The organism is Streptacidiphilus jeojiense (assembly GCF_000719095.1).
GTDB classification, from domain to species: domain Bacteria; phylum Actinomycetota; class Actinomycetes; order Streptomycetales; family Streptomycetaceae; genus Streptacidiphilus; species Streptacidiphilus jeojiensis.
Map to the genome: position 1 here is coordinate 231,308 of NZ_JOEH01000011.1, position 19,982 is coordinate 251,289.

The 19,982-nt window shown below is 73.2% G+C and carries 15 protein-coding genes; 9 read left to right on the plus strand and 6 right to left on the minus strand.

What is annotated here, in order from left to right:
• Nucleotides 1–348: 348 nt before the first annotated feature.
• The 3 genes from IF29_RS0117245 to IF29_RS0117255 all read left to right on the plus strand — a co-directional run bounded on the left by IF29_RS0117245 (nucleotide 349) and on the right by IF29_RS0117255 (nucleotide 5,759).
• Complete coding sequence (locus tag IF29_RS0117245) at nucleotides 349–1,800, plus strand: cellulose binding domain-containing protein (RefSeq protein ID WP_063757521.1); 1,452 nt, start codon at nucleotides 349–351, stop codon at nucleotides 1,798–1,800.
• A gap of 318 nt (nucleotides 1,801–2,118) precedes the next feature.
• On the plus strand, nucleotides 2,119–4,860 hold the full coding sequence (locus tag IF29_RS0117250) for an alpha/beta fold hydrolase (protein ID WP_030255416.1): 2,742 nt from the start codon (nucleotides 2,119–2,121) through the stop codon (nucleotides 4,858–4,860).
• Nucleotides 4,857–5,759: an ABC transporter permease gene (locus IF29_RS0117255; protein WP_030255418.1), complete on the plus strand. Its 903-nt coding sequence runs from the start codon at nucleotides 4,857–4,859 to the stop codon at nucleotides 5,757–5,759. Before IF29_RS0117250 ends, IF29_RS0117255 begins: the two co-directional genes overlap by 4 nt.
• Nucleotides 5,760–5,788: 29 nt before the next feature.
• Here IF29_RS0117255 and IF29_RS0117260 read toward each other — a convergent pair whose 3' ends face one another.
• Nucleotides 5,789–6,553 (minus strand): hypothetical protein, encoded by a 765-nt coding sequence (locus IF29_RS0117260; protein ID WP_030255421.1) that lies wholly within the window; start codon nucleotides 6,551–6,553, stop codon nucleotides 5,789–5,791.
• 83 nt (nucleotides 6,554–6,636) lie between these two features.
• On the opposite strand from IF29_RS0117260, the gene IF29_RS0117265 reads away from it, so the two are divergent.
• Nucleotides 6,637–8,187 (plus strand): ATP-dependent DNA ligase, encoded by a 1,551-nt coding sequence (locus tag IF29_RS0117265; protein WP_030255422.1) that lies wholly within the window; start codon nucleotides 6,637–6,639, stop codon nucleotides 8,185–8,187.
• A gap of 6 nt (nucleotides 8,188–8,193) precedes the next feature.
• Here the strand turns inward: IF29_RS0117265 and IF29_RS0117270 are convergent, their stop codons facing one another.
• Nucleotides 8,194–8,688 carry a MarR family winged helix-turn-helix transcriptional regulator gene (locus IF29_RS0117270; protein ID WP_030255425.1) on the minus strand — a complete coding sequence of 165 codons (495 nt, stop codon included), beginning with the start codon at nucleotides 8,686–8,688 and terminating at the stop codon, nucleotides 8,194–8,196.
• Between the two features lie 98 nt (nucleotides 8,689–8,786).
• On the opposite strand from IF29_RS0117270, the gene IF29_RS0117275 reads away from it, so the two are divergent.
• The gene (locus tag IF29_RS0117275; protein WP_030255427.1) at nucleotides 8,787–9,338 is read left to right on the plus strand and encodes a YceI family protein; all 552 of its coding nucleotides are present in this window, start codon (nucleotides 8,787–8,789) and stop codon (nucleotides 9,336–9,338) included.
• Nucleotides 9,339–9,410: 72 nt separating this feature from the next.
• On the opposite strand, the gene glnII is transcribed toward IF29_RS0117275, so the two are convergent.
• From glnII to IF29_RS0117290, 3 genes are all read right to left on the minus strand, one after another.
• Nucleotides 9,411–10,433, minus strand: coding sequence for a glutamine synthetase (gene glnII, locus IF29_RS0117280; RefSeq protein ID WP_030255430.1), 1,023 nt, complete (start codon nucleotides 10,431–10,433; stop codon nucleotides 9,411–9,413).
• Nucleotides 10,434–10,661: 228 nt separating this feature from the next.
• On the minus strand, nucleotides 10,662–11,882 hold the full coding sequence (locus IF29_RS0117285) for a beta-ketoacyl-[acyl-carrier-protein] synthase family protein (RefSeq protein WP_030255432.1): 1,221 nt from the start codon (nucleotides 11,880–11,882) through the stop codon (nucleotides 10,662–10,664).
• 168 nt (nucleotides 11,883–12,050) lie between these two features.
• Nucleotides 12,051–12,725 carry a YigZ family protein gene (locus IF29_RS0117290; protein WP_051725427.1) on the minus strand — a complete coding sequence of 225 codons (675 nt, stop codon included), beginning with the start codon at nucleotides 12,723–12,725 and terminating at the stop codon, nucleotides 12,051–12,053.
• Between the two features lie 183 nt (nucleotides 12,726–12,908).
• Here IF29_RS0117290 and IF29_RS0117295 point away from each other — a divergent pair, with 183 nt between their 5' ends.
• The gene (locus tag IF29_RS0117295; RefSeq protein WP_030255438.1) at nucleotides 12,909–14,063 is read left to right on the plus strand and encodes a DUF5685 family protein; all 1,155 of its coding nucleotides are present in this window, start codon (nucleotides 12,909–12,911) and stop codon (nucleotides 14,061–14,063) included.
• A gap of 21 nt (nucleotides 14,064–14,084) precedes the next feature.
• On the opposite strand, the gene IF29_RS0117300 is transcribed toward IF29_RS0117295, so the two are convergent.
• Nucleotides 14,085–15,290: an MFS transporter gene (locus IF29_RS0117300; protein ID WP_037595534.1), complete on the minus strand. Its 1,206-nt coding sequence runs from the start codon at nucleotides 15,288–15,290 to the stop codon at nucleotides 14,085–14,087.
• A gap of 58 nt (nucleotides 15,291–15,348) precedes the next feature.
• On the opposite strand from IF29_RS0117300, the gene IF29_RS0117305 reads away from it, so the two are divergent.
• From IF29_RS0117305 to IF29_RS0117315, 3 genes are all read left to right on the plus strand, one after another.
• On the plus strand, nucleotides 15,349–16,374 hold the full coding sequence (locus IF29_RS0117305) for an ArsR family transcriptional regulator (protein ID WP_030255443.1): 1,026 nt from the start codon (nucleotides 15,349–15,351) through the stop codon (nucleotides 16,372–16,374).
• An 86-nt stretch (nucleotides 16,375–16,460) separates the two neighbouring features.
• Nucleotides 16,461–18,149: an ABC transporter ATP-binding protein gene (locus IF29_RS0117310; RefSeq protein ID WP_030255446.1), complete on the plus strand. Its 1,689-nt coding sequence runs from the start codon at nucleotides 16,461–16,463 to the stop codon at nucleotides 18,147–18,149.
• Nucleotides 18,146–19,930, plus strand: coding sequence for an ABC transporter ATP-binding protein (locus IF29_RS0117315; RefSeq protein WP_037595536.1), 1,785 nt, complete (start codon nucleotides 18,146–18,148; stop codon nucleotides 19,928–19,930). Before IF29_RS0117310 ends, IF29_RS0117315 begins: the two co-directional genes overlap by 4 nt.
• Nucleotides 19,931–19,982: the final 52 nt, after the last annotated feature.

Consider the following 19,982-nt stretch of genomic DNA (forward strand, 5'->3'; position numbering starts at 1 on the left):
TCCTCGGAAAACGTCGCCGCACCGGGACCCGCACCGTGGCGGGCCCGGCTCGTCGGCTGATGAGCGCAGACGCTCCCAGGTGACCATTGGTCATGTCAATACCCCGCGGAGAAATGTCCGCTCCGACCTGCGGATACCAGTATTTCCAATGCATTAGCACCCATCAGGCCCTTGACAGCCGCAGAACAAGGCCCCACCTTGTACGTCAACCGGCAAGCAGTTAATGACCAGTGGTCAGCCCGACGGGGCTGTGCCGGCTGCACCGGGCCGTACGGGATCCGCGCTTCCTGGCGCGCGGACTCCGTACGGCGTGCCGCGTTCGCACCTCCCATCTCCCGAGGAGCACCGATGGAGCACGTCCACCCCCACCGCACACCGCTCGACCTCCGCCGCCGGACCCGCAGGGCGCTGCTGGCCGGCGCCGCCGCACTGGTCTGCGCGGCCACCGCGCTGTACCCGACCGTGCACCCCGCACACGCCGACTCCCCCGCACTGTCGGTGCTGTACAAGACCACCACCGGGGCCAGCGCCGACGAGGCCGAGCCCTGGTTCCAGGTCGTCAACAACTCGACCACCGCCGTCCCGCTGAGCCAGGTGACACTGCGTTACTACTTCACCGCCGACGGCGCCTCCTCGTACACCTTCGCCTGCGCCTGGGCCGTGGTGAGCTGCTCCAACGTCACCGGCACGGTCGCCGCACTGGCCACACCGAGCGCCACCGCCGACCACTACCTGCAGATCAGCTTCGGCGCCGGGGCCGGATCGCTGGCCCCCGGCGCCAGCACCGGCGACCTGCAGCTGCGGCTCTACCGCAGCGACTGGCAGAACGTGAACCAGGCGAACGACTACTCCTTCAACGGAGCCGACACCTCCTACACCGCGTCCAGCACGGTGACCGCCTACCGCAGCGGCGCCCTGGTCTGGGGCACCGAACCGGCCGGCGGCGGCGGTCCGACCTCCAGCCCCACCCCCACACCGACCCCGACGCCCACCGGCGGTGGCGGATCCACCACCCCGCCCTCCGGCGCCACCCTGTTCGACGACTTCCACTACACCGGCCCCAGTGACCCCGCCCTGGCCGCGCACGACTGGACGGTGCGCACCGGCTCCGGCGGCCCCGGCGTTGCCAACACCTGGTCCGCCAACGCCATCAGCTTCCCCAGCGACTCCACCGCCCAGGGCGGCCGGGTGATGCAGCTGCAGGCCACCACCGACGGCACCACCGCCGGCACCACCCAGGCCGAGATCGACACCACCCAGCGCAAGTTCTTCGAGGGCACCTACGCCGCCCGGGTCTACTTCAACGACGCCCCCACCAGCGGCGCCAACGGCGACCACGTCAACGAGACCTTCTACACCATCACCCCGGACGACTCGCTCTACAGCGAGGACGACTTCGAGTACCTGCCCAACGGCGGCTGGGGCGGCCCGGCGAACTCGATGTACACCACCTCCTGGTACAGCTCCGACGCCTTCGACCGGGTCACCAACGACACCATCGGCAGCCTCCAGGGCTGGCACACCCTGGTCGCGACCGTCGCCGGCGGCACGGTCACCTACTACATCGACGGCACCCAGGTCTTCTCCAGCACCGGCAAGTACTACCCGCGCGAGAAGATGACCATCGACTTCAACGAGTGGTTCATCGACCTGCCCTTCACCGGCGCCCGCACCTGGGACGAGAAGGTCAACTGGGTCTACTACAACGCCTCCGGCGCCCAGTCCCCGGCCACTGTCCAGAGCGCCGTCAACGCCTACGAGGCGGCCGGCACGCACTTCACGGACACCGTGCCGAACTGACCCGGCCCCGGAACCACCCGGGGAGCGGGCCGGCCGAGGCGGTCTTGACACTGCGCGTGGTGTCACGTCACCTTGGTACTCAGCCTCCCCAGGTGATCTGACCAGTGGTCATCAGGACTGCCTTCACGGCCGAGGCGACCACCCCGTGCAGCCCCGCGCTTCCTGGCGCGCGTGGGCTGCGCGGCGGTCCGCCCGACACCCCCGCAGTTCCTCCTGGTCGAAGGGCACCAGCGCGCGTCTGGGATCGTTCTCCCAGCAGTGATCCGCCGAACGCGGACCCACTGAGCTCCTGACGCCCCTTCGAAAGGCACCCCCCGTATGGGATTTCGACTGCTCCGCCCGCGGCGAGCACTGTTCGCGGGCGCGGTCGCCGCAGCCCTGCTGGTGGGAGCCGGCACCTGGACCGCCGTCGCCGACCACGGCCCCACGCCGGTGCAACGCACCGACCAGGTACTGGCACTGCCCGAGTCGCCGGGCAGCAGCACCACGGTGAGGATCGACACCTCCTACTTCACCTCCGGCTCCCCCGGCGTCCGCCGCCCGGCCGTCCTACTGGCCCACGGCTTCGGCGGCAACAAGGACGACCTGACCGGCGAGGCGCAGACCATGGCCCGCCAGGGCTACGCCGTGATGACCTGGTCGGCACGGGGATTCGGCGCCTCCGGCGGCGACATCGGCCTGAACGACCCGCAGCGCGAGGTCGCCGACGTCAGCGGCCTGATCGACTGGCTGGCCAAGCAGCCCGACGTGCAACTGGACGCCCCCGGCGACCCCCGGGTCGGCATCGCCGGGGCCTCCTACGGCGGCGCGGTGGCCCTGCTGGCCGCCGGATACGACAAGCGGGTCGACGCCATCGCCCCGGAGATCACCTACTGGAACCTGTCCGACGCGCTGTTCCCCGACGGCGTGTTCAAGAAGCTGTGGGCCGGGATCTTCTTCACCACCGGCTCCACCGACCAGTCCGCGACCACCACGACCCGCCAGGCCGGCCCCCGGATCACCGCCACCGACGACTCCACCTGCGGCCGCTTCGCCGCGGACCTGTGCGCGATGTACCAGCGGGTGGCCGTCTCCGGGAAACCGGACGCGGCCGCCGAGCAACTGCTGGAGCAGCGCAGCCCCTCGGCGGTGGCCAAGCAGATCAAGGTCCCGACGCTGCTGGTCCAGGGCCAGACCGACTCGCTGTTCCCGCTGGACCAGGCCGACCAGGCCGCAGCCGCGATCAAGGCCAACGGAGCCCCGGTGTCGGTGGACTGGATCGCCGGCGGCCACGACGGCGGCGACCTGGAGTCGGCCCGGATCGAACAGCGCACCTCGGCCTGGTTCGACCGCTACCTCAAGCGCGACACCGCCGTCGGCACCGGCCCGGCCTTCCGGGTCAGCCGCAGCGGCGGCGTCGACAGCACCAGCGGCACCGTCACCCTCCAGGGCGCCAGCGCCGACTCCTACCCCGGCCTGGAGAACTCCCCGGTCGCGGTCTCCCTCTCCGGCCCGCCGCAGACCTTCGAGAACCCACCGGGCGGCGCACCGCCGGCCATCTCCGCGCTGCCCGGGATCGGTTCGCTCAGCCAGCTCTCCGGCCTGGGCGTCGGCCTCTCACTGGACTTCCCCGGCCAGTCCGCCGAGTTCATCTCACAACCGCTGACCACCTCACTGCGGATCACCGGCTCCCCCACCGTACGCATCCACGTCCGCGCCGACAGCGACGACGCGGTGCTGTTCGCCAAGCTCTACGACGTCGCCCCCGGCACCGGCGGCAGCAAGGTGCTGCCCTCGCAACTGGTCACCCCGCTGCGGGTGACCGGCGCCAGGGCCGGCGCCGACGTGCTGGTGCACCTGCCCACCGTGGACCACCAGGTCCCGGCCGGGCACCGGCTGGAGCTGGTGCTGTCCTCCACCGACCTGGCCTACGCCTCCCCCGCCGCGCCCGCCTCCTACACCGTGTCGCTGCTGGGCAACGACCTGAGCGTGCCCACCGACCCGGCGCTCAGCACCGCTGCCTCCCCGCTGCCCTGGTGGGTCTGGGGCCTGCCGCTGCTGGCCCTGGTGGTCGCGGCGGCGCTGCTGCTCACCGGGCGCAACCGTCGCACCGGACGCCTACGCCGCCGGGCCGGGCAGCCGGCCGCCGACCCGGAACTGGTGCTGGTACCGCTGCGGATCCAGGGTCTGACGAAGCGTTACGCCGGATCGGCCGACCGCTACGCCGTGCGCGACCTGTCCTTCCAGGTGGAGCCGGGCCAGGTACTGGGACTGCTCGGCCCCAACGGCGCCGGCAAGACCACCACCCTGCGCATGCTGATGGGCCTGATCAGCCCGGACAGCGGCGAGATCCGGGTCTTCGGGCAGCCGATCCGCCCGGGCGCGCCGGTGCTCTCCCGGGTCGGCGCGTTCGTCGAGGGCCCCGGCTTCCTGCCGCACCTGTCCGGACTGGCCAACCTGGAGCTGTACTGGCAGGCCACCGGACGCCCCGCCGAGGACGCCCACCTGGACGAGGCACTGGCCATCGCCGGGCTCGGCGACGCCGTGGAACGCGCGGTGCGAACCTACTCGCAGGGCATGCGGCAGCGGCTGGCCATCGCCCAGGCCATGCTGGGCCTGCCCGACCTGCTGATCCTGGACGAGCCGCTGAACGGACTGGACCCGCCGCAGATCCGCGAGATGCGCGATGTGATCGTCGGTTACGCCGCGGCCGGACGCACCGTCATCGTCTCCAGCCATCTGCTGGCCGAGGTCGAGCAGACCTGCACCCACCTGGTGGTGATGGACCACGGGCAGCTGGCCCAGGCCGGACCGGTCGCCGAGATCGTCGGCTCCGGGGACACCCTGCTGGTCGGCACGGAGCAGCCGCTCGACCCCGACCTGGTCGGCAAGGTGGCGGCACTGCCGGGGGTGGCCTCGGCCGAGCCGGTCGCCGAAGGCCTGCTGGTACGGCTGGACGGGGCCACCGCCGCCGAGCTGACCGTCGACCTGGTCCGACTGGAGATCCCGGTGCAGAGCCTCGGCCCGCACCGCCGCCTGGAGGACGCGTTCCTCACCCTGATCGGAGGAGCAGCCCGATGAGCACGCTCACTGACGCCCCGTCGGGCCCGCCCTCGGGCGCCCCGGCCACAGCTCACGGGCTTTTCAAGAATCGCAGCACCGCGCGCCGCACCCTGCCGCTGCGCGTGGAGGCGGTCCGCCAACTGCGCCGGCGCCGCACCCTGGCGATGGGCGCGCTGGTGGTGCTGCTGCCGCTGATCATCCTGATCGCCTTCCAGGTCGGCGGCAGCCCCGGCGGTGAACGCAACCAGAACGGGCTGCTCACCGTCGCCACCGCCTCGGGCGCCAACTTCACCGCGACCTGCCTGTTCCTGTCCTCGGGCTTCTTCCTGGTGGTCCCGGTCGCGCTGTTCTTCGGCGACACGGTGGCCTCGGAGGCCGGCTGGTCCTCACTGCGCTACCTGCTGGCCGCGCCGGTGCCGCGGACCCGGCTGCTGGTCAGCAAGCTGACGGTGGCTCTGGCCTTCAGCACCGTCGCCACCCTGCTGGTCCCGCTGGTCGCCCTGGCCGCCGGCACCGCCGCCTACCACTGGAAGCCGCTGCAGCTGCCGGCCGGCGGATCGCTGCCCACGAGTACCGCCGTGGTGCGGCTGCTGGTCGCGATCGGATTCATCCTGCTGAGCCAACTGGTCACCGCGGCGCTGGCCTTCTGGCTCTCCACGGTCACCGACGCGCCGCTGGGCGCGGTCGGCGGCGCCCTGGGCCTGACCATCCTGGGCAACATCCTGGGCGCGATCAGCGCCCTGGGCAGCGTCCGCGACTTCCTGCCCACCTACTGGGCCTACTCCTGGGCCGACCTGCTGCAGACCGATCCGCAGTGGAGCGGCATGGCCAAGGGCGTCTCGGTGTCGGTGAGCTACGCCCTGGTGCTGTTCGCCCTGGCCTTCCGCCACTTCCGCGCCAAGGACGTCGTGTCCTGAGCCCGACGCCCTGAGAGCCGGCGACCGGCTCAGCCCGGGCGGTCGCTCCGGGCCGCCTCCCCGGTCGGGGCGCCGCCGACCAGTTCGTTGAACCGGCGCCCCAACCGGGACCAGCGCCGCGCGTGCCGGTAGGCACGCAGCCGGGCCCTGGCCCGCGCACGGGGGCGCCGCCGGTAGAAGCGGCGCTCCCAGTACGACCCGGGCTGTGCCAGCCGTACCGCCCCGAACAGGGCCACGAAGGGCACCAGCACGCCGATCAGCGCCATCCGCAGCTTGCCCTTGAGCAGCGCGAGGACCACCAGCAGGAAGTTGACCACCAGCGTGGTCACCACCGAACCGCGGTCGCCGGCCTGCTGGCCGGACAGGTCGTCCACGCCCAGCGGCGAGAAGCCCAGCGCCACCAGCCCGCCCAGCGCCGCCGCCAGCACCACCACCTCCACGCTGCGCCGGCCCTCCTCGCTCCAGTAGACGTCGTCCAGGTGCACGATCAGCGCGAACTCGTCGAGCACCAGGCCGGCGCCGACGCCGAAGACCACCGCGCACACGCTCGCCGAGGCGCTGTGCAGATCCGTGGCGACCGCGCCGAACCCGCCGACGACGGTCAGCACCAGCCCGGGCACCGCGTGGTGGATGTGCACCCCGCCCGGGGTGATGTCCCGGAACGGGCCCCGGCCGGCCCGGATCAGTCGGGTGATCAGCCGGGTGACCAGGAAGGTGATGATGAACGAGGCCAGTGCCAGCAGCAGCGGCAGCTTGCCGGGCTCCGTGATGTTGCGGTACCACCAATCGCCCATGCGTCCATCATGCAGATCATGATCGAGGACTGCCCGCGGGCGGCCCGCGGGCAGCCCCGGCCGCGCCGGGCCAGAATGACCCCATGCAGCTTCAGCAGGTAGCCGCGGTCTCGCACGCCACCGCTGCGGAGCCGGCCCGCAACGCCAAGGTCGCCCTGCTCGCCGACCTGCTCCGCGGGCTGGACCGGGCCGACCTGCACGCGGCGGTGGTGCTGCTGTCCGGCGAGTCGCGCCGGATGCGGGTCGGCGTCGGACCGGCGGCGCTGCGCGACCTGCCCGCCGCCGCGGAGCGCCCGCAGTTGGGCGTCGCCGAGACCGAGCGGATCCTGCAGCAGATCGCCGAGGTCCACGGGCCCGGCTCCCAGGCCGCCCGGCAGCAGCTACTGACCGGCCTGTTCTCCCGTGCCACGGCCGAGGAGCAGGGCTTCCTGCGCGGGCTGCTCGGCGGGGACCTGCGGCAGGGCGCGCTGGACGCGGTGATGGGCGACGCCGTCGCCAAGGCCGCCGGGGTGCCGGTGGCGGACGTGCGCAGGGCGCTGATGTTCCGGGGGTCGGCGGCGGCGGTCGCCGACGCGGCGATGACCGGCGGATCGGCCGCCCTTCGGGCCTTCGGCCTGGAACTGGGCCGCCCGGTCCGCCCGATGCTGGCGGCCTCGGCGCCGGACGTCGGCTCCGCCCTGGAGCGGGTCAGGCCGGCCGCGCTGGAGTGGAAGCTGGACGGCATCCGGGTGCAGGTGCACCGCGACGGCGACCAGGTCGGCGTCTACACCCGCAGCCTGGACGACATCACCGGCCGGGTGCCCGAGGTCGTCGAGGCGGTGCGGGCCCTTCCGCTGCGCTCGGCCGTCCTGGACGGCGAGGCGGTGGCGCTGGGCCCGGACGGCCGTCCCCGGCCGTTCCAGGTCACCGCCGCGCGCACCGCTTCCCGCAAGGACGCGGCGGCGCTGCGCGAGGAGGTCCCGCTCAGCGTCTTCTTCTTCGACCTGCTGCACCTGGACGGCGCCGACCTGCTGGACCAGCCCGCCCAGCGCCGCGTCGAGGCGCTGGCGGCGACCGTGCCGGCGGAGCTGCGCGTACCCCGGCTGCTCACCGGGGACGACGAGGCCGCGCATGCCTTCTTCCGGGACGCGCTGGCCCACGGCCACGAGGGAGTCGTCGTCAAGGACCCCGACGCGCCCTACGCGGCCGGGCGGCGCGGGGCCGGCTGGATCAAGGTCAAGCCCCGGCACACCCTGGACCTGGTGGTGCTGGCCGCCGAGTGGGGCAGCGGCCGCCGCAGCGGCTGGCTGAGCAACCTGCACCTGGGCGCGCGGGCCGACGGCGCCGAGGGACTGCCGCCGGGTACCGGCGAATGGGTGATGCTCGGCAAGACCTTCAAGGGCCTCACCGACGAGATCCTCGCCTTCCAGACCCGTGAGCTGCTGCTCCGCGAGGTCCGCCGGGACGACTGGGTGGTCCACGTCCGGCCCGAGCTGGTGGTCGAGATCGCCTTCGACGGGGTGCAGCGCAGCCCCCGCTACCCGGCCGGGCTGACCCTGCGCTTCGCCCGGGTGCTGCGCTACCGCGAGGACAAGGGCCCGGCCGACGCCGACACCGTCGCCGCCGTCCGGGAGCTCGCGGCCGAAGGGCTGTGACCGGCCTCAGTCCTCGCAGCTCGGCGCGGGGGTGCCCAGCTGCTCCAGGATCCGGTCGGAGACCGCGCCCAGTGCGGCGACCTGCTCGCTGGTGAGCGCGTCGAACACCAGCCGGCGGACCGTCTCCACATGGCGCGGGGCCGCCGCCTCGATCGCGGCCTGCCCCTGCGGGGTGATCGCGATGAAGGCGCCGCGTCCGTCGGCCTCGCACTCCTCGCGGGCTATCAGTCCGCGCTTGGCCATCCGGGCCAGGTGGTGCGACATCCGGCTCTTCTCCCAGTCCAGTTCCCTGGCCAGTTCGAGGATCCGGCGCCGTCCGCCCTCCAGATCTGTCAGATGCACCAGTACGTCGTAGTCTGCGATGGAGAGGTCGGACTCGGCCTGCAGCTCGCGGCCCAGGCGGGTGGTGAGCTGGGCCTGCATCCGCAGGAAACTGCGCCAGGCGTGCTGCTCGGTGTCGTTCAGCCAGCGCGGCTCAGCAGCGGTGTCGATGTCGTTCATGAAACCACCTTACCTCTCTTGGTTGACACATCATCCATCCTGCGCCACTATCAAGGTGACACATCAACCACTGACGAACAACGATCGAGGAGCGCAACATGGCCGCCATCACCCCCGAGCTGTCCGGCACCTACACCATCGACCCGGCGCACACCCGCATCGGCTTCGTCGCCCGGCATGCGATGGTCACCAAGGTCCGCGGTTCCTTCAACGAGTTCACCGGCACCGTCGTGATCGACGCCGAGAAGCCCGAGCAGTCCACCGCCGAGCTCGCCATCAAGGTCGACAGCATCGACACCCGCAACGCCGACCGCGACGGCCACCTGCGCACCAATGACTTCCTCGACCTGGACAACTACCCGGAGATCACCTTCCGCTCCACCAGTGCCCAGCTGGTCGACGAGAACAACGCCAAGCTGAGCGGCGACCTCACCATCAAGGGCGTCAGCCACCCGATCACCATCGACTTCGAGTTCGAGGGCGCGGCGACCGACCCGTTCGGCAACAAGCGCCTGGGCTTCGAGGGCTCGCACACCATCAGCCGCAAGGACTACGGCATCACCTGGAACGCCCCGCTGGAGACCGGCGGCGTCCTGGTCAGCGACAAGGTCGTGCTGGAGTTCGAGGTCTCGCTGATCAAGAACGCCTGATCGACAGGATCCAGCACGCAGCGCCCGCCGGGAGTCCCGGCGGGCGCTGCGTGTTCTGGGCTCAGCTGCGGATCAGACCTGGTCGGCCTTCTCCAGCGCGGTGCAGCAGGTGTTGACCAGCAGGCGGGTCACCACGTACGGGTCCACGTTCGCGTTGGGGCGACGGTCCTCGATGTAGCCCTTCTGCTCGACCTCGACCTGCCACGGGATGCGCACCGAGGCGCCGCGGTCCGAGACACCGTAGCTGTAGACGTTCCACGGGGCGGTCTCGTGCTTGCCGGTGAGACGGTCCTCGATGCCGTGGCCGTACTGCTTGACGTGCTCCAGCACCTTCTCCTGGTCGGCGCCCAGCGACTCGCACGCGGTGATGATCGCGGCGTAGCCCTCGCGCATCGCCTTGGTGGAGAAGTTGGTGTGCGCCCCGGCGCCGTTCCAGTCGCCCTTCACCGGCTTGGCGTCGATGGTCACCGCGACGTCGAACTCCTCGGCGGTGCGGTAGAGCAGCCAGCGGGCCACCCACAGGTGGTCCGAGACGGTCAGCGCGTCGACCGGGCCGATCTGGAACTCCCACTGGCCGGGCATGACCTCGGCGTTGATGCCGCAGATGGCCAGGCCGGCCTCGATGCAACGGTCCAGGTGCAGCTCGACGATCTCGCGACCGAAGACCTCGTCGGCGCCGACGCCGCAGTAGTAGCCGCCCTGGGCGGCCGGGTAGCCGTTGACCGGGAAGCCGAAGGGACGGCCGTCCTTGAAGAAGTTGTACTCCTGCTCGATGCCGAAGATGGCCTCCTGCGCCGCGAACTGCTCGGCGATGGGGCGCAGCAGCGCGCGGGTGTTGGACTCGTGGTCGCTGCCGTCGATGTTGAAGACCTCGCACAGCACCAGCACGTTGTCGCCACCGCGGATCGGGTCCGGGCAGGAGAACACCGGCTTGAGCACACGGTCGGACGCGTGGCCCTCGGCCTGGTTGGTGCTGGAGCCGTCGAAGCCCCAGGTGGGCAGCTCTGCACCGTCGGCCAGGACACGCGTCTTCGAACGAAGCTTGGCGGTCGGCTCGGTGCCGTCGATCCAGATGTACTCAGCCTTGAAGCTCACGGGCGGCATTCCTCGCGGTGGGGTGGGAACGATGCGGTGACGCGTTGCGGTGCTCCGCGACGCTGAGGAGGTCCGCTGTTTTTCTGCGCCCGAGACTCACAGGCCGCAATTTCCCTCCTGTTGCCCATGTGTGAACAGCAGGTTAACCGGGCTGGTTAGTGCCACAACTCACATGAACAGAACGTCCGAACCCGGCAGAAACGGGCGGATCGTGCACGTCGTAGCAGCTCAGGCGCGGGTGAAGGCGAGCGTGACGTTGTGCCCGCCGAAGCCGAAGGAGTTGGCCAGCGCCGCCTCCCAGACGCCCCGGCGGCGGTTGCCGCGGACCAGGTCGAGCTTGACCTCCGGATCGGGCCGGTCCAGGTTGCGGATCGCCGGGGTGGCGCCCTCGCGCAGCGACAGCACCGCCACCGCGGCGCCCAGCGCGCCGGAGGCACCGAGCAGATGACCCGTCATCGACTTGGTCGCGGTGACCACCGGGTGGGTGCCGACGGCGTCGGCCACCGCCTCGGCCTCGACCAGGTCCCCGGCCGGGGTCGAGGTGGCATGGGCGTGCACCATCCCGATGTCCAGCGGCCCCAGGCCGCCGTCGGCCAGGGCCTGCCCGATGGCCCGGACCTGGCCGTACCGGTCCGAGGCGGTGATGTGCACCGCGCTGGAGGTGACGCCCGCCCCGGCCAGCAGGGCGTGCACCCGGGCGGACCTGGCCCGGGCCAGGTCCGCGCGCTCCAGGACCAGGACCGCCGCGCCCTCCCCCATTACGAAGCCGTCCCGGTCCAGGTCGAACGGGCGCGAGGCCGCGCCGGGGTCCTCGTTGCGCGTCGACAGCGCCGTCATCTGCGCGAACCCGGCCAGCGGCAGCGGGGCCAGGCAGGCCTCGGTGCCGCCGGCCACCACCACGTCGGCCCGGCCCAGCCGGATCAGGTCCAGGCCCATGGCGATCGCCTCCGCCCCCGAGGAGCAGGCACTGACCGGGGTACGGGCCCCGCCAAGCGCGCCGAGGTCGATGCTGACCCAGGCGGCCGGACCATTGGGCATCAGCATCGGCACGGTGTAAGGGGACACCTTGCGCGGCCCGTACTGCTCCAGCAGGTCGTCCTGGTCGAGCAGAGAGCGGGCGCCGCCGGTGCCGGTGCCGATCACCACGGCCAGGCGCTCCGGATCCACCTCGGGCCGCCCGGCGTGCGCCCACGCCTCGCGGGCACTGACCAGGGCGAGCTGCTCGCACCGGTCCAGCCGCCTGGCCTCGACCCTGGACAGCGACTCGGTCGGCTCCACGGCGAGCGGCGCGGCGATCCGCACCGGCAGCGCCGCGGCCCAGTCCTCGGCGATCACGGACGTCCCGGAGCGTCCGGCGAGCATCGCCTCCCAGGTGCCGGCCATGTCCCCGCCCAGCGGGGTGCTGGCACCCAGTCCGGTCACCGCGACCTCGATCGTCCCCATCGCCATCGCCGCACTCCCGTCAGTAGGAAACAAACGAAGGCCGCACTGTGCCGACGAGCCGTCAGCACTGCGGCCTCTGCTGCATACCTCCACACTGTCACGATGATCGAGCCGCGCAGGGGCGCCACAGCGCACCGAGTTGACCTTGTCGACCTTGTGGGGTCCCCACAACCGTCAGCGGGAGGGCCGGACCCCGCCCCAGGGCACGTCGACGCGCTCGGTCCCGATCGGCTCCAACTCGGCGGCGCCCGCGCTCGCCGCTGCCAGCCAGGCCTCGAAAGCCGCCACCTCCCCGGCCGGAACGCCGATCTCGAAGCGGACCCCCGACCCGGTGTAGACGGCCTCCCGGACCAGGTGCCCGGCGGCGCGCAGGTCGTTCTCCAACCGTCCGGCCCGCTGGTGGTCCACGCCCACGGCCAGCAGGGCCACCAGCCGCCGCTCCACCACCACGGCCTGGTCCAGCGCCGCCGACACCGCGCCGCCGTAGGCGCGCACCAGGCCGCCCGCGCCCAGCAGCACCCCGCCGAAGTACCGGGTCACCACCGCCACCGTGTCGGTCAGCCCGCGCCGGCGCAGCACCTCCAGCATCGGCGCCCCCGCCGTGCCGGCCGGCTCGCCGTCGTCGTTGGAGCGCTCGCGGCGCGGCTGGTCCCCGATCACGAAGGCGGTGCAGTTGTGCCGCGCGTCCCAGTACTGCCGCCGCACCGAGGCGACGAACGCCTGCGCCTCGGCCTCGTCCTGCACCCGCAGCAGGGAGCACAGGAAGCGCGACTTCTTGACCTCGGTCTCGTGCACGACCGGGCCGTCCGGCGTCGAGACGGTCAGGTAGGGGATCTGCTGCGCCGTCATCGGGCCAGCGTAACCGCCCTGAGCGGACCCGCCGCTTCGGCCGGCGTGCGGCCCGGTCGAGCACCGAGGCGGTGGCGGCCAGATCAGCGGTCTCCCTGCCTCTCGAACACGGCTCGCACTAGGCTCCCCTGGTACGCCGTCAGGCGGATGCCCCTCGTCTCTCGGAAAGGCCCCCACGCGCGGATGTTCGGAATCATCAGGCCCTGCCGGCACCGGCTCACCGAGGCGCTGCACCAGTCCTGGACCGCCCACCTGTGCGGGCTGTGCCTGGCCCTGCGCGACGACCACGGCCAGCTGGCCCGGACCGCCACCAACTACGACGGGCTGATCGTCTCGGTGCTGGTCGAGGCGCAGAGCGACGATCCGGCCGGCGGGCGCCGCAAGGCGGGCCCCTGTCCGCTGCGCGGGATGCGCACCGCCTCGGTGGCCCGCGGCGAGGGGGCCAGGCTGGCCGCCGCTGTGTCGCTGGCGCTGGCCTCGGCCAAGGTCCGCGACCATGTCGAGGACGGCGACGGCGCCTACGCCCGGCGCCCGGTGGCGCTCGCGGCCGGCGGGGTGGCCGAGCGCTGGGGACGGCAGAGCCGCAGCGGCGGCAGCAGCCTCGGCTTCGACACCGGCCTGCTCTTCGACACCCTGGCCCGGCAGGGGACGCTGGAACGCGCCGCCCTGCCCGGCAGCTCGGTGCTGCTGGTGACGGCGCCGACCGAGCACGCGACCTCGCTGGCGCTGGAGCACACCGCCGTGCTCGCGGGCCGCCCCGGCAACCGCGCCCCGCTGGCCGAGATCGGCCGGCTCTTCGGCCGGCTGGCCCATCTGCTGGACGCCGTCGAGGACCTGGCCGAGGACCGGGCCACCGGCGCCTGGAACCCGCTGCTCGCCACCGGCACCAGCACCGACGAGGCCCGGCGGCTGTGCGACGACGCCGTGCACGGCATCCGGTTGGCGCTGCGCGACGTGGAGTTCAGCGACGGCACGCTGGCCCACCGGCTGCTGGCCCATGAGACCGCCGCCGCGGTGCGCCGCACCTTCGCCCACGCGGGCGCCGGCGCCCAGGGCTCCTTCGGTCCGGCCGCCCCGTACGGCCCGGCCGGTCCGCGCGGCCCCTTCGACGTCCCGCCGCCGCCCCCGCCGCGCCGCCGCAACCCGGTGGCCGGCTGCGCGATGTGGGCCCTGCTCTGCTGCACCTGCCAGGCCTGCTGCCGCGAGGACTACGAGGACCCCTGCAACGGCCGCCGCCGCCAGGGCCCCTGCAGCGACCTGGACTGCTGCGACGGGGACTGCTGCGAGGCGCTGGAGTGCTGCGAATGCTGTGAGTGCTGCGACTGCGGAGGCTGCTGACGGTTCGTCAATGGTGATACCTCAGGAGTGCTGAGCCACCGGCACCTCGGGCTGCCGCTCTTCGGGCCGGACCGGGCCCCGCAGTCCCGGTGCCAGGCACAGGGTGACGGCCACGGACGCCGCCGCCATCAGCGACATCGCCGCCGCCGGCGAGGTCCTGGTGGCGACCGCCCCGGCCAGGGCCGCGCCCACGCCCTGCATGGCGAGCATCCCCGAGGAGTGCAGCCCCAGGGCGTGTCCGCTCAGCTCCTCCGGCACCAGCGCCATCAGCCGCTCCTGCAGCAGCAGGCTGGCCGCGTAGCCCACCGAGGCCAGCAGCACCGCCACCAACGCAACCGGCAACGAGGGCCGCAGGGCGAACACCAGGTAGGGGACGGCCAGCAGCAGCCGCAGCGGCGCCCCGAGCCGCTCGCGCCACCACACCGGGACGAAGCGGCCGGTGAGCGTGTCCCCCGCCAGCATGCCCAGCGCCGCGAAGGCGAACAGCAGTCCAGAGCGACCCGGCGCGTACGGCACGAAGAGCGACTCGGCGCCGACGATCAACCCGTTCGGCACCCACAGCGCCAGGTAGACGTAGCGGCGCGGCTTCGCGGACCAGAGCCGGGCGTTGTTCCGCCAGGTCTCGGTGACCGAGGGCCGCCCGCCGGAGCGTGCGGGCCGGGCGCCGAGGCCGAGCCGCGCCACCAGCGCCGCGCAGGTGTAGAGGGCGGCGCCGACCAGCAGCGTGCCGCGTGGCGACATCCCGGCGATCAGCAGCCCGCCGACGGCGTATCCGCAGATCTGCAGGGTGCCGGTGGCCATGTTCAGCAGCGAGCGGCCGAGCAGGTAGCCGTCCCGGTCGACGATCTCGTTGAGCAGTCCGTAGCGGACCCCGCCGCCGAGCGAGGAAATCAGCCCCTGTCCGGCGAGCAGGGCGAAGACGGCCCACACCGGCAGGCCGGGGACCGCTTGCGCGGCGGTGGCCAGGGCCGACAGCAGCGTCAGGCCGCTCATCGCCGCTCGGGGCGGCAGCCGGTCGGCGGCCGACAGCAGGGTTGCCGCTCCGACCAGTTGGGCCAGCGAGGGTCCGAACATGGCCAACGAGGAGAGCAGCGGCGAGCCGGTGGCGCCGAAGACCAGCGTGCCCCGGGCCAGCCCGCTGACCGTGGAGGCGCCGATCCCGGCCGCCGAGGCCAGGAAGAAGGGGGTGAACTCGGGGGTGCGGAAGAGCTCCTGGTAGGTGCGCATGCCGCAGTCTCCGGTGGTGCTGTTCGGGGGCGTTAGAGTTTCGCGCGGAGGCGAAACCATGGGCTGGTGGCAGGTCGACGCGGACACCCTCGCGGGCAGCAGGTTCGTGCTGTCCCCGCTGGCCGAGGCCACCGCGAGCCTGAAGGCGCTGGAGCGGGGGACCGCCGCGCATCCCGGCGAGCGGGCCTGGCTGGACGCGCACCTGGCCGCCTACCGGCGGCGCCTGGCCGCCGACCCGGTCACCGCGCTGCTGATCCGGTCCGCCCTGGGCCGCAGCTGGATCGCGGACTTCCTGACCCCCACACCCGGGGCGGCACCCGATCCCGCCTTCGAGCAGGAGGTGGCGCGGGTGCGCGAGGCCTCCCCCGAGGTCGCCCGGACCAATCTGACCGTCTCGCTGGGCGGCCCGCTGCCGCCCGAACTGCACCGCGCCGATCTCCCGCACCGCGCCGCCGGCCTGCTGGAGTGGGTGTGGACGGAGACCGTGCTGCCGTACTGGCCGCAGCGGCGGCGGGTGCTGGAGGCGGACATCGTGGCGCGCACCGCCGAGCTGAGCCAGGGCGGCTGGGCCGGGGCCTTCGACGCCATGCGGCGGGGTATGCGCTGGCTGGGCAACGGCCGGCTGCAGGTCAACGTCCATGACTACCCGCCTCGGGACATCTCCGGAGCGCAGCTGCTGTTCGTACCGGTGACGCCGCGTCAGGGCTGGGTCTCCTGGTCCCCCAAGCCGGCCGACGGCGTGGAGGGGGATCCGCCGGCCCCGCTGCCGCACCACCGCTACGCCGTGGTCTACCCCTGCTCGGGCGCCCTGGCCGAGGCCGGCCGGCCGGACGCAGCGCCCCGGGCGCTGGCCGCCCTGCTCGGTCCCGGACGGGCCGCGGTGCTGGTGCTGCTGGCGACACCCAAGAGCACCACCCAGCTGGTCGCCCTGACCGGACAGGGCCTGGGTTCGGTCGGCCGGCACCTCAGGGTGCTGCACGACGCGGGGCTGGTGCGGCGCAGGCGGTCCGGCCGCTCGGTCCTCTACTACCGGTCCGGCGCCGGGGAGTCGCTGGTGTCGGCCTCGGGGGGCCGCGAGACCTGACGCCCCCGGGCGAGCTGGCTACGGCAGATAACTTAGGTTAGCCTCACCTTTGTTTCCATGCTGCCGAGCTGTGCGGAGGGGTGAGGGTGCGCGTTTCCGGACGGGCGGTACTGGGCCGGGCGGTCAGCGGCGAATGGCGCGACGTGGTGACCGGGGCGGTGCTCGGGGCCGGGCACCAGGCCGGCGAGGCGATGGTGCCAGTGCTGATCGGCGTGGTCGTCGACCGTGCGGTGGCCCGCGGCAGCCTGACGGCACTGCTCGGCTGGCTGGTGGTGCTCGCCGCGGTCTACGTCGGACTCTCCTTCAGTTTCCGCTTCGGCGCCCGGGCCGGGGAGCGCGCCGCCGAGCAGGCGGGCCACCGGCTGCGGATGGACCTGGTCCGGCGGGTGCTGCACCCGGCCGGCGGGGCCGAGAACGGCCGGCTGCCCGGGGCACTGGCCACCCTGGCCACCGAGGACGCCCGGCGCGTCGGCGCCGTCAACACCGGGCTGGTGTTCGGCATCTCGGCACTGATGGGCCTGGTGGTCGCCGCAGCCGTACTGCTGCGCACCTCCCTGCCGCTGGGCCTGGTGGTCCTGCTCGGCACGCCCGCGATGACCGCGCTGGGCCATCTGCTCAGCAAGCCGCTGGAGCAGCGCAGCGAGACCGAACAGGAGCGGGCCGCGGACGCCTCCGGCGTCGCCGCCGACCTGGTCGCCGGACTGCGGGTGCTCAAGGGCCTCGGCGCGGTCCCCGCCGCGGTCGAACGCTACCGCCGCACCAGCCGCGACTCACTGGCCGCGACACTGCGGGCCACCCGCGCCCAGGCGCTGCAGAACGGCCTGGTGCTCGCCCTGACCGGGGTCTTCATCGCGGTGATCGCCCTGGTCGGCGGCCGGCTGGCCGCCGAAGGAAGCATCAGCCTGGGCCAGTTGGTCTCGGCCGTCGGCCTGGCGATGTTCCTGCTCGGCCCGCTGGAGACGCTCACCTGGGTCAACGCCGACCTGGCCCAGGGCCGCGCCTCGGCCCGCCGGATCGCCGAAGTCCTCTCCGCCGCACCGGAGATCACCACCGCCCAGCCGCTGCCCCCGGCCACACCGGTGCGCGGCGGCCTCCGGCTGCGCGGCGTCGGCCACGGCAGCCTGCGCGGCCTGGACCTGGACATCGCCCCCGGCGAACTGCTGGGCGTCGCCGTGGCCGACCCCGCGGACGCCACCGCGCTGATCCAGTGCCTGGCCCGGCGGCAGGACCCCGGCACCGGAGCGGTCGAGCTGGACGGGATACCGCTGACCGCCCTGGACCCGGCCGAACTGCGCTCGCTGGTGCTGGTCGCCGAGCACGACGCCGACCTCTTCGCGGGCACCCTGCACGACAACGTCGCCGCCGCCGCCGACCCGTCGACCGATCTCGCCCCGATCACCGCCGCGGCCGGCGCCGACGAGGTCGCGGCCGCCCTGGCCCAGGGCTACCACACCCCGGTCAGCGAACGCGGCCGCTCGCTCTCCGGCGGCCAGCGCCAACGGATGGCGCTGGCCCGGGCCCTGGCCGCCGACCGCGAGGTCCTGGTGCTGCACGACCCGACCACCGCGGTCGACGCGGTCACCGAGGCCGCGATCGCCGACGGCCTGCGCACCCTGCGCCACGGCCGCACCACCGTACTGATCACCACCAGCCCGGCACTGCTGGCGGTCGCCGACCGGGTGGTGCTGATCGAGCACGGACGAGTCGCCGACACCGGCCCGCACCTGGAACTGATCCAGCGCCAGTCCGGCTACTGCGCGGCGGTGCTGGCATGAGCGGCACCGACCCGACCAGGGAACTGCTGCCCACCGCCGACCCGGCGCAGACCCTGGCCGCGGTCCGGCGCCTGCTGCGCCCGCGCCGAGCACTGGCCCTCGCCGGACTCGCCACCATGACCGGCGCCACCGCCGTGGGACTGCTCACCCAGCCGCTGCTGGGCCACATCGTCGACCTGGTCGCCGACCACCGCGGCCCCGGCGCCCTGACCCTCCCGGCCGTGCTGCTGGTGCTGGTCGCTGTGGTGCAGGGCGCCACCACCGCGCTCGGCCGCTCGCTGACCGCCCGGCTCGGCGAGACCGTACTGGCCGCACTGCGCGAGGACTTCGTCGAACGGGCGCTGCGGCTGCCGCAGCAGCAGTTGGAGCGGGCCGGCTCCGGCGATCTCACCGCCAGGGTCACCGGGGACGTCTCCCGGGTGGCCGAGGCCGTCCGCACCGCCCTGCCTGAGCTGGTCCGCTCGGCGCTGGCGATCGTGCTGACCCTGGGCGCGCTCGCACTGCTGGACTGGCGCTTCCTGCTGGCGGCGCTACTGGCCGTGCCGATCCAGGCGGCCACCGCCCGCTGGTACCTGCGCCGGGCCGTACCGCTCTACGCCTCCGAGCGCATCGCCACCGGCGCCCAGCAGCAGGAACTGCTGGACACCGTCGGGGCAGCGGCCACCATCCGCACCTTCCGGCTGGAGGCGGCGCACACCGAACGGGTGGAGCAGCGCTCCTGGGCCGCGGTGCAGATCACCATGCGCGGGGTGCGGCTGATCCTGGGCTTCTACAGCCGGCTGCACGTCGCCGAGTACGTCGGACTGGCCGCCGTGCTGCTCACCGGCCTGCTGCTGGTACGGGACGGCTCCGCGAGCATCGGCGTGGCCACGGCCGCGGCCCTGTACTTCCACAGCCTGTTCGACCCGGTCAACGCGGCGCTGGTGCTGCTGGACGACATGCAGTCGGCCGGGGCGGGGCTGGCCCGGCTGGTCGGCGTCACCGATCTGGCGGACCATCAGGACCCGCCGCTGCCTTCCGCGTCCGGCACCGACACCGACACCGACACGGCCGTCGAGGTGACCGCCCTCGGCCACGCCTACGCCCCCGGCCGGCCGGTGCTGCACGGCATCGACCTCACCCTGCGCCGCGGCGAGCAGGTGGCCCTGGTCGGCGAGAGCGGCGCCGGCAAGAGCACCCTGGCCGCCCTGATCGCCGGCATCCACAGCCCGACCAGCGGCACCGTCCGGCTCGCCACCGCCCTCAACGACAGCGACCCGCACAGCCTCCCGGTCGGACTGGTCACCCAGGAGGTGCATGTCTTCGCCGGCTCCCTGGCGGACGACCTCCGGCTGGCCCGCCCCGACGCGGGCGAACCCGAACTGCGCGCCGCCCTGGACAAGGTGGGCGCACTGGCCTGGGCCGAGGCGCTGCCCGAGGCGCTGCGGACCGTGGTCGGCGAGGGCGGCCACCGCCTCACCCCCACCCAGGCCCAGCAGTTGGCACTGGCCCGGCTGATCCTGGCCGACCCGCCGGTCGCCGTGCTGGACGAGGCCACCGCGGAGGCCGGCAGCGCCGGAGCCCTCCTGCTGGAGGCCGCCACCGCACAAGCGCTGCGGGGCCGCACCGCGCTGATCGTGGCGCACCGGCTCAGCCAGGCCGCGACCGCGGACCGGATCGTCGTCATGGACGGCGGCCGGATCGTCGAGAGCGGCACCCACGACCGGCTCAGCAGTGCGGGCGGCCGCTACGCCGACCTGTGGGCGGCCTGGTCGGGGACCCGCACCGGCACCACCCACTGACCCCAACAGACCTTCCCTCCACGGCATCACCACAGCGAACCAAAGGACATGA

Coding starts and splice junctions, on each gene's coding strand:
- IF29_RS0117245 (WP_063757521.1), top strand. CDS start 349: ATGGAGCACGTCCACCCCCACCGCACACCGCTCGACCTCCGCCGCCGG.
- IF29_RS0117250 (WP_030255416.1), top strand. CDS start 2,119: ATGGGATTTCGACTGCTCCGCCCGCGGCGAGCACTGTTCGCGGGCGCG.
- IF29_RS0117255 (WP_030255418.1), top strand. CDS start 4,857: ATGAGCACGCTCACTGACGCCCCGTCGGGCCCGCCCTCGGGCGCCCCG.
- IF29_RS0117260 (WP_030255421.1), bottom strand. CDS start 6,553: ATGGGCGATTGGTGGTACCGCAACATCACGGAGCCCGGCAAGCTGCCG.
- IF29_RS0117265 (WP_030255422.1), top strand. CDS start 6,637: ATGCAGCTTCAGCAGGTAGCCGCGGTCTCGCACGCCACCGCTGCGGAG.
- IF29_RS0117270 (WP_030255425.1), bottom strand. CDS start 8,688: ATGAACGACATCGACACCGCTGCTGAGCCGCGCTGGCTGAACGACACC.
- IF29_RS0117275 (WP_030255427.1), top strand. CDS start 8,787: ATGGCCGCCATCACCCCCGAGCTGTCCGGCACCTACACCATCGACCCG.
- IF29_RS0117285 (WP_030255432.1), bottom strand. CDS start 11,882: ATGGCGATGGGGACGATCGAGGTCGCGGTGACCGGACTGGGTGCCAGC.
- IF29_RS0117290 (WP_051725427.1), bottom strand. CDS start 12,725: ATGACGGCGCAGCAGATCCCCTACCTGACCGTCTCGACGCCGGACGGC.
- IF29_RS0117295 (WP_030255438.1), top strand. CDS start 12,909: ATGTTCGGAATCATCAGGCCCTGCCGGCACCGGCTCACCGAGGCGCTG.
- IF29_RS0117300 (WP_037595534.1), bottom strand. CDS start 15,290: ATGCGCACCTACCAGGAGCTCTTCCGCACCCCCGAGTTCACCCCCTTC.
- IF29_RS0117305 (WP_030255443.1), top strand. CDS start 15,349: ATGGGCTGGTGGCAGGTCGACGCGGACACCCTCGCGGGCAGCAGGTTC.
- IF29_RS0117315 (WP_037595536.1), top strand. CDS start 18,146: ATGAGCGGCACCGACCCGACCAGGGAACTGCTGCCCACCGCCGACCCG.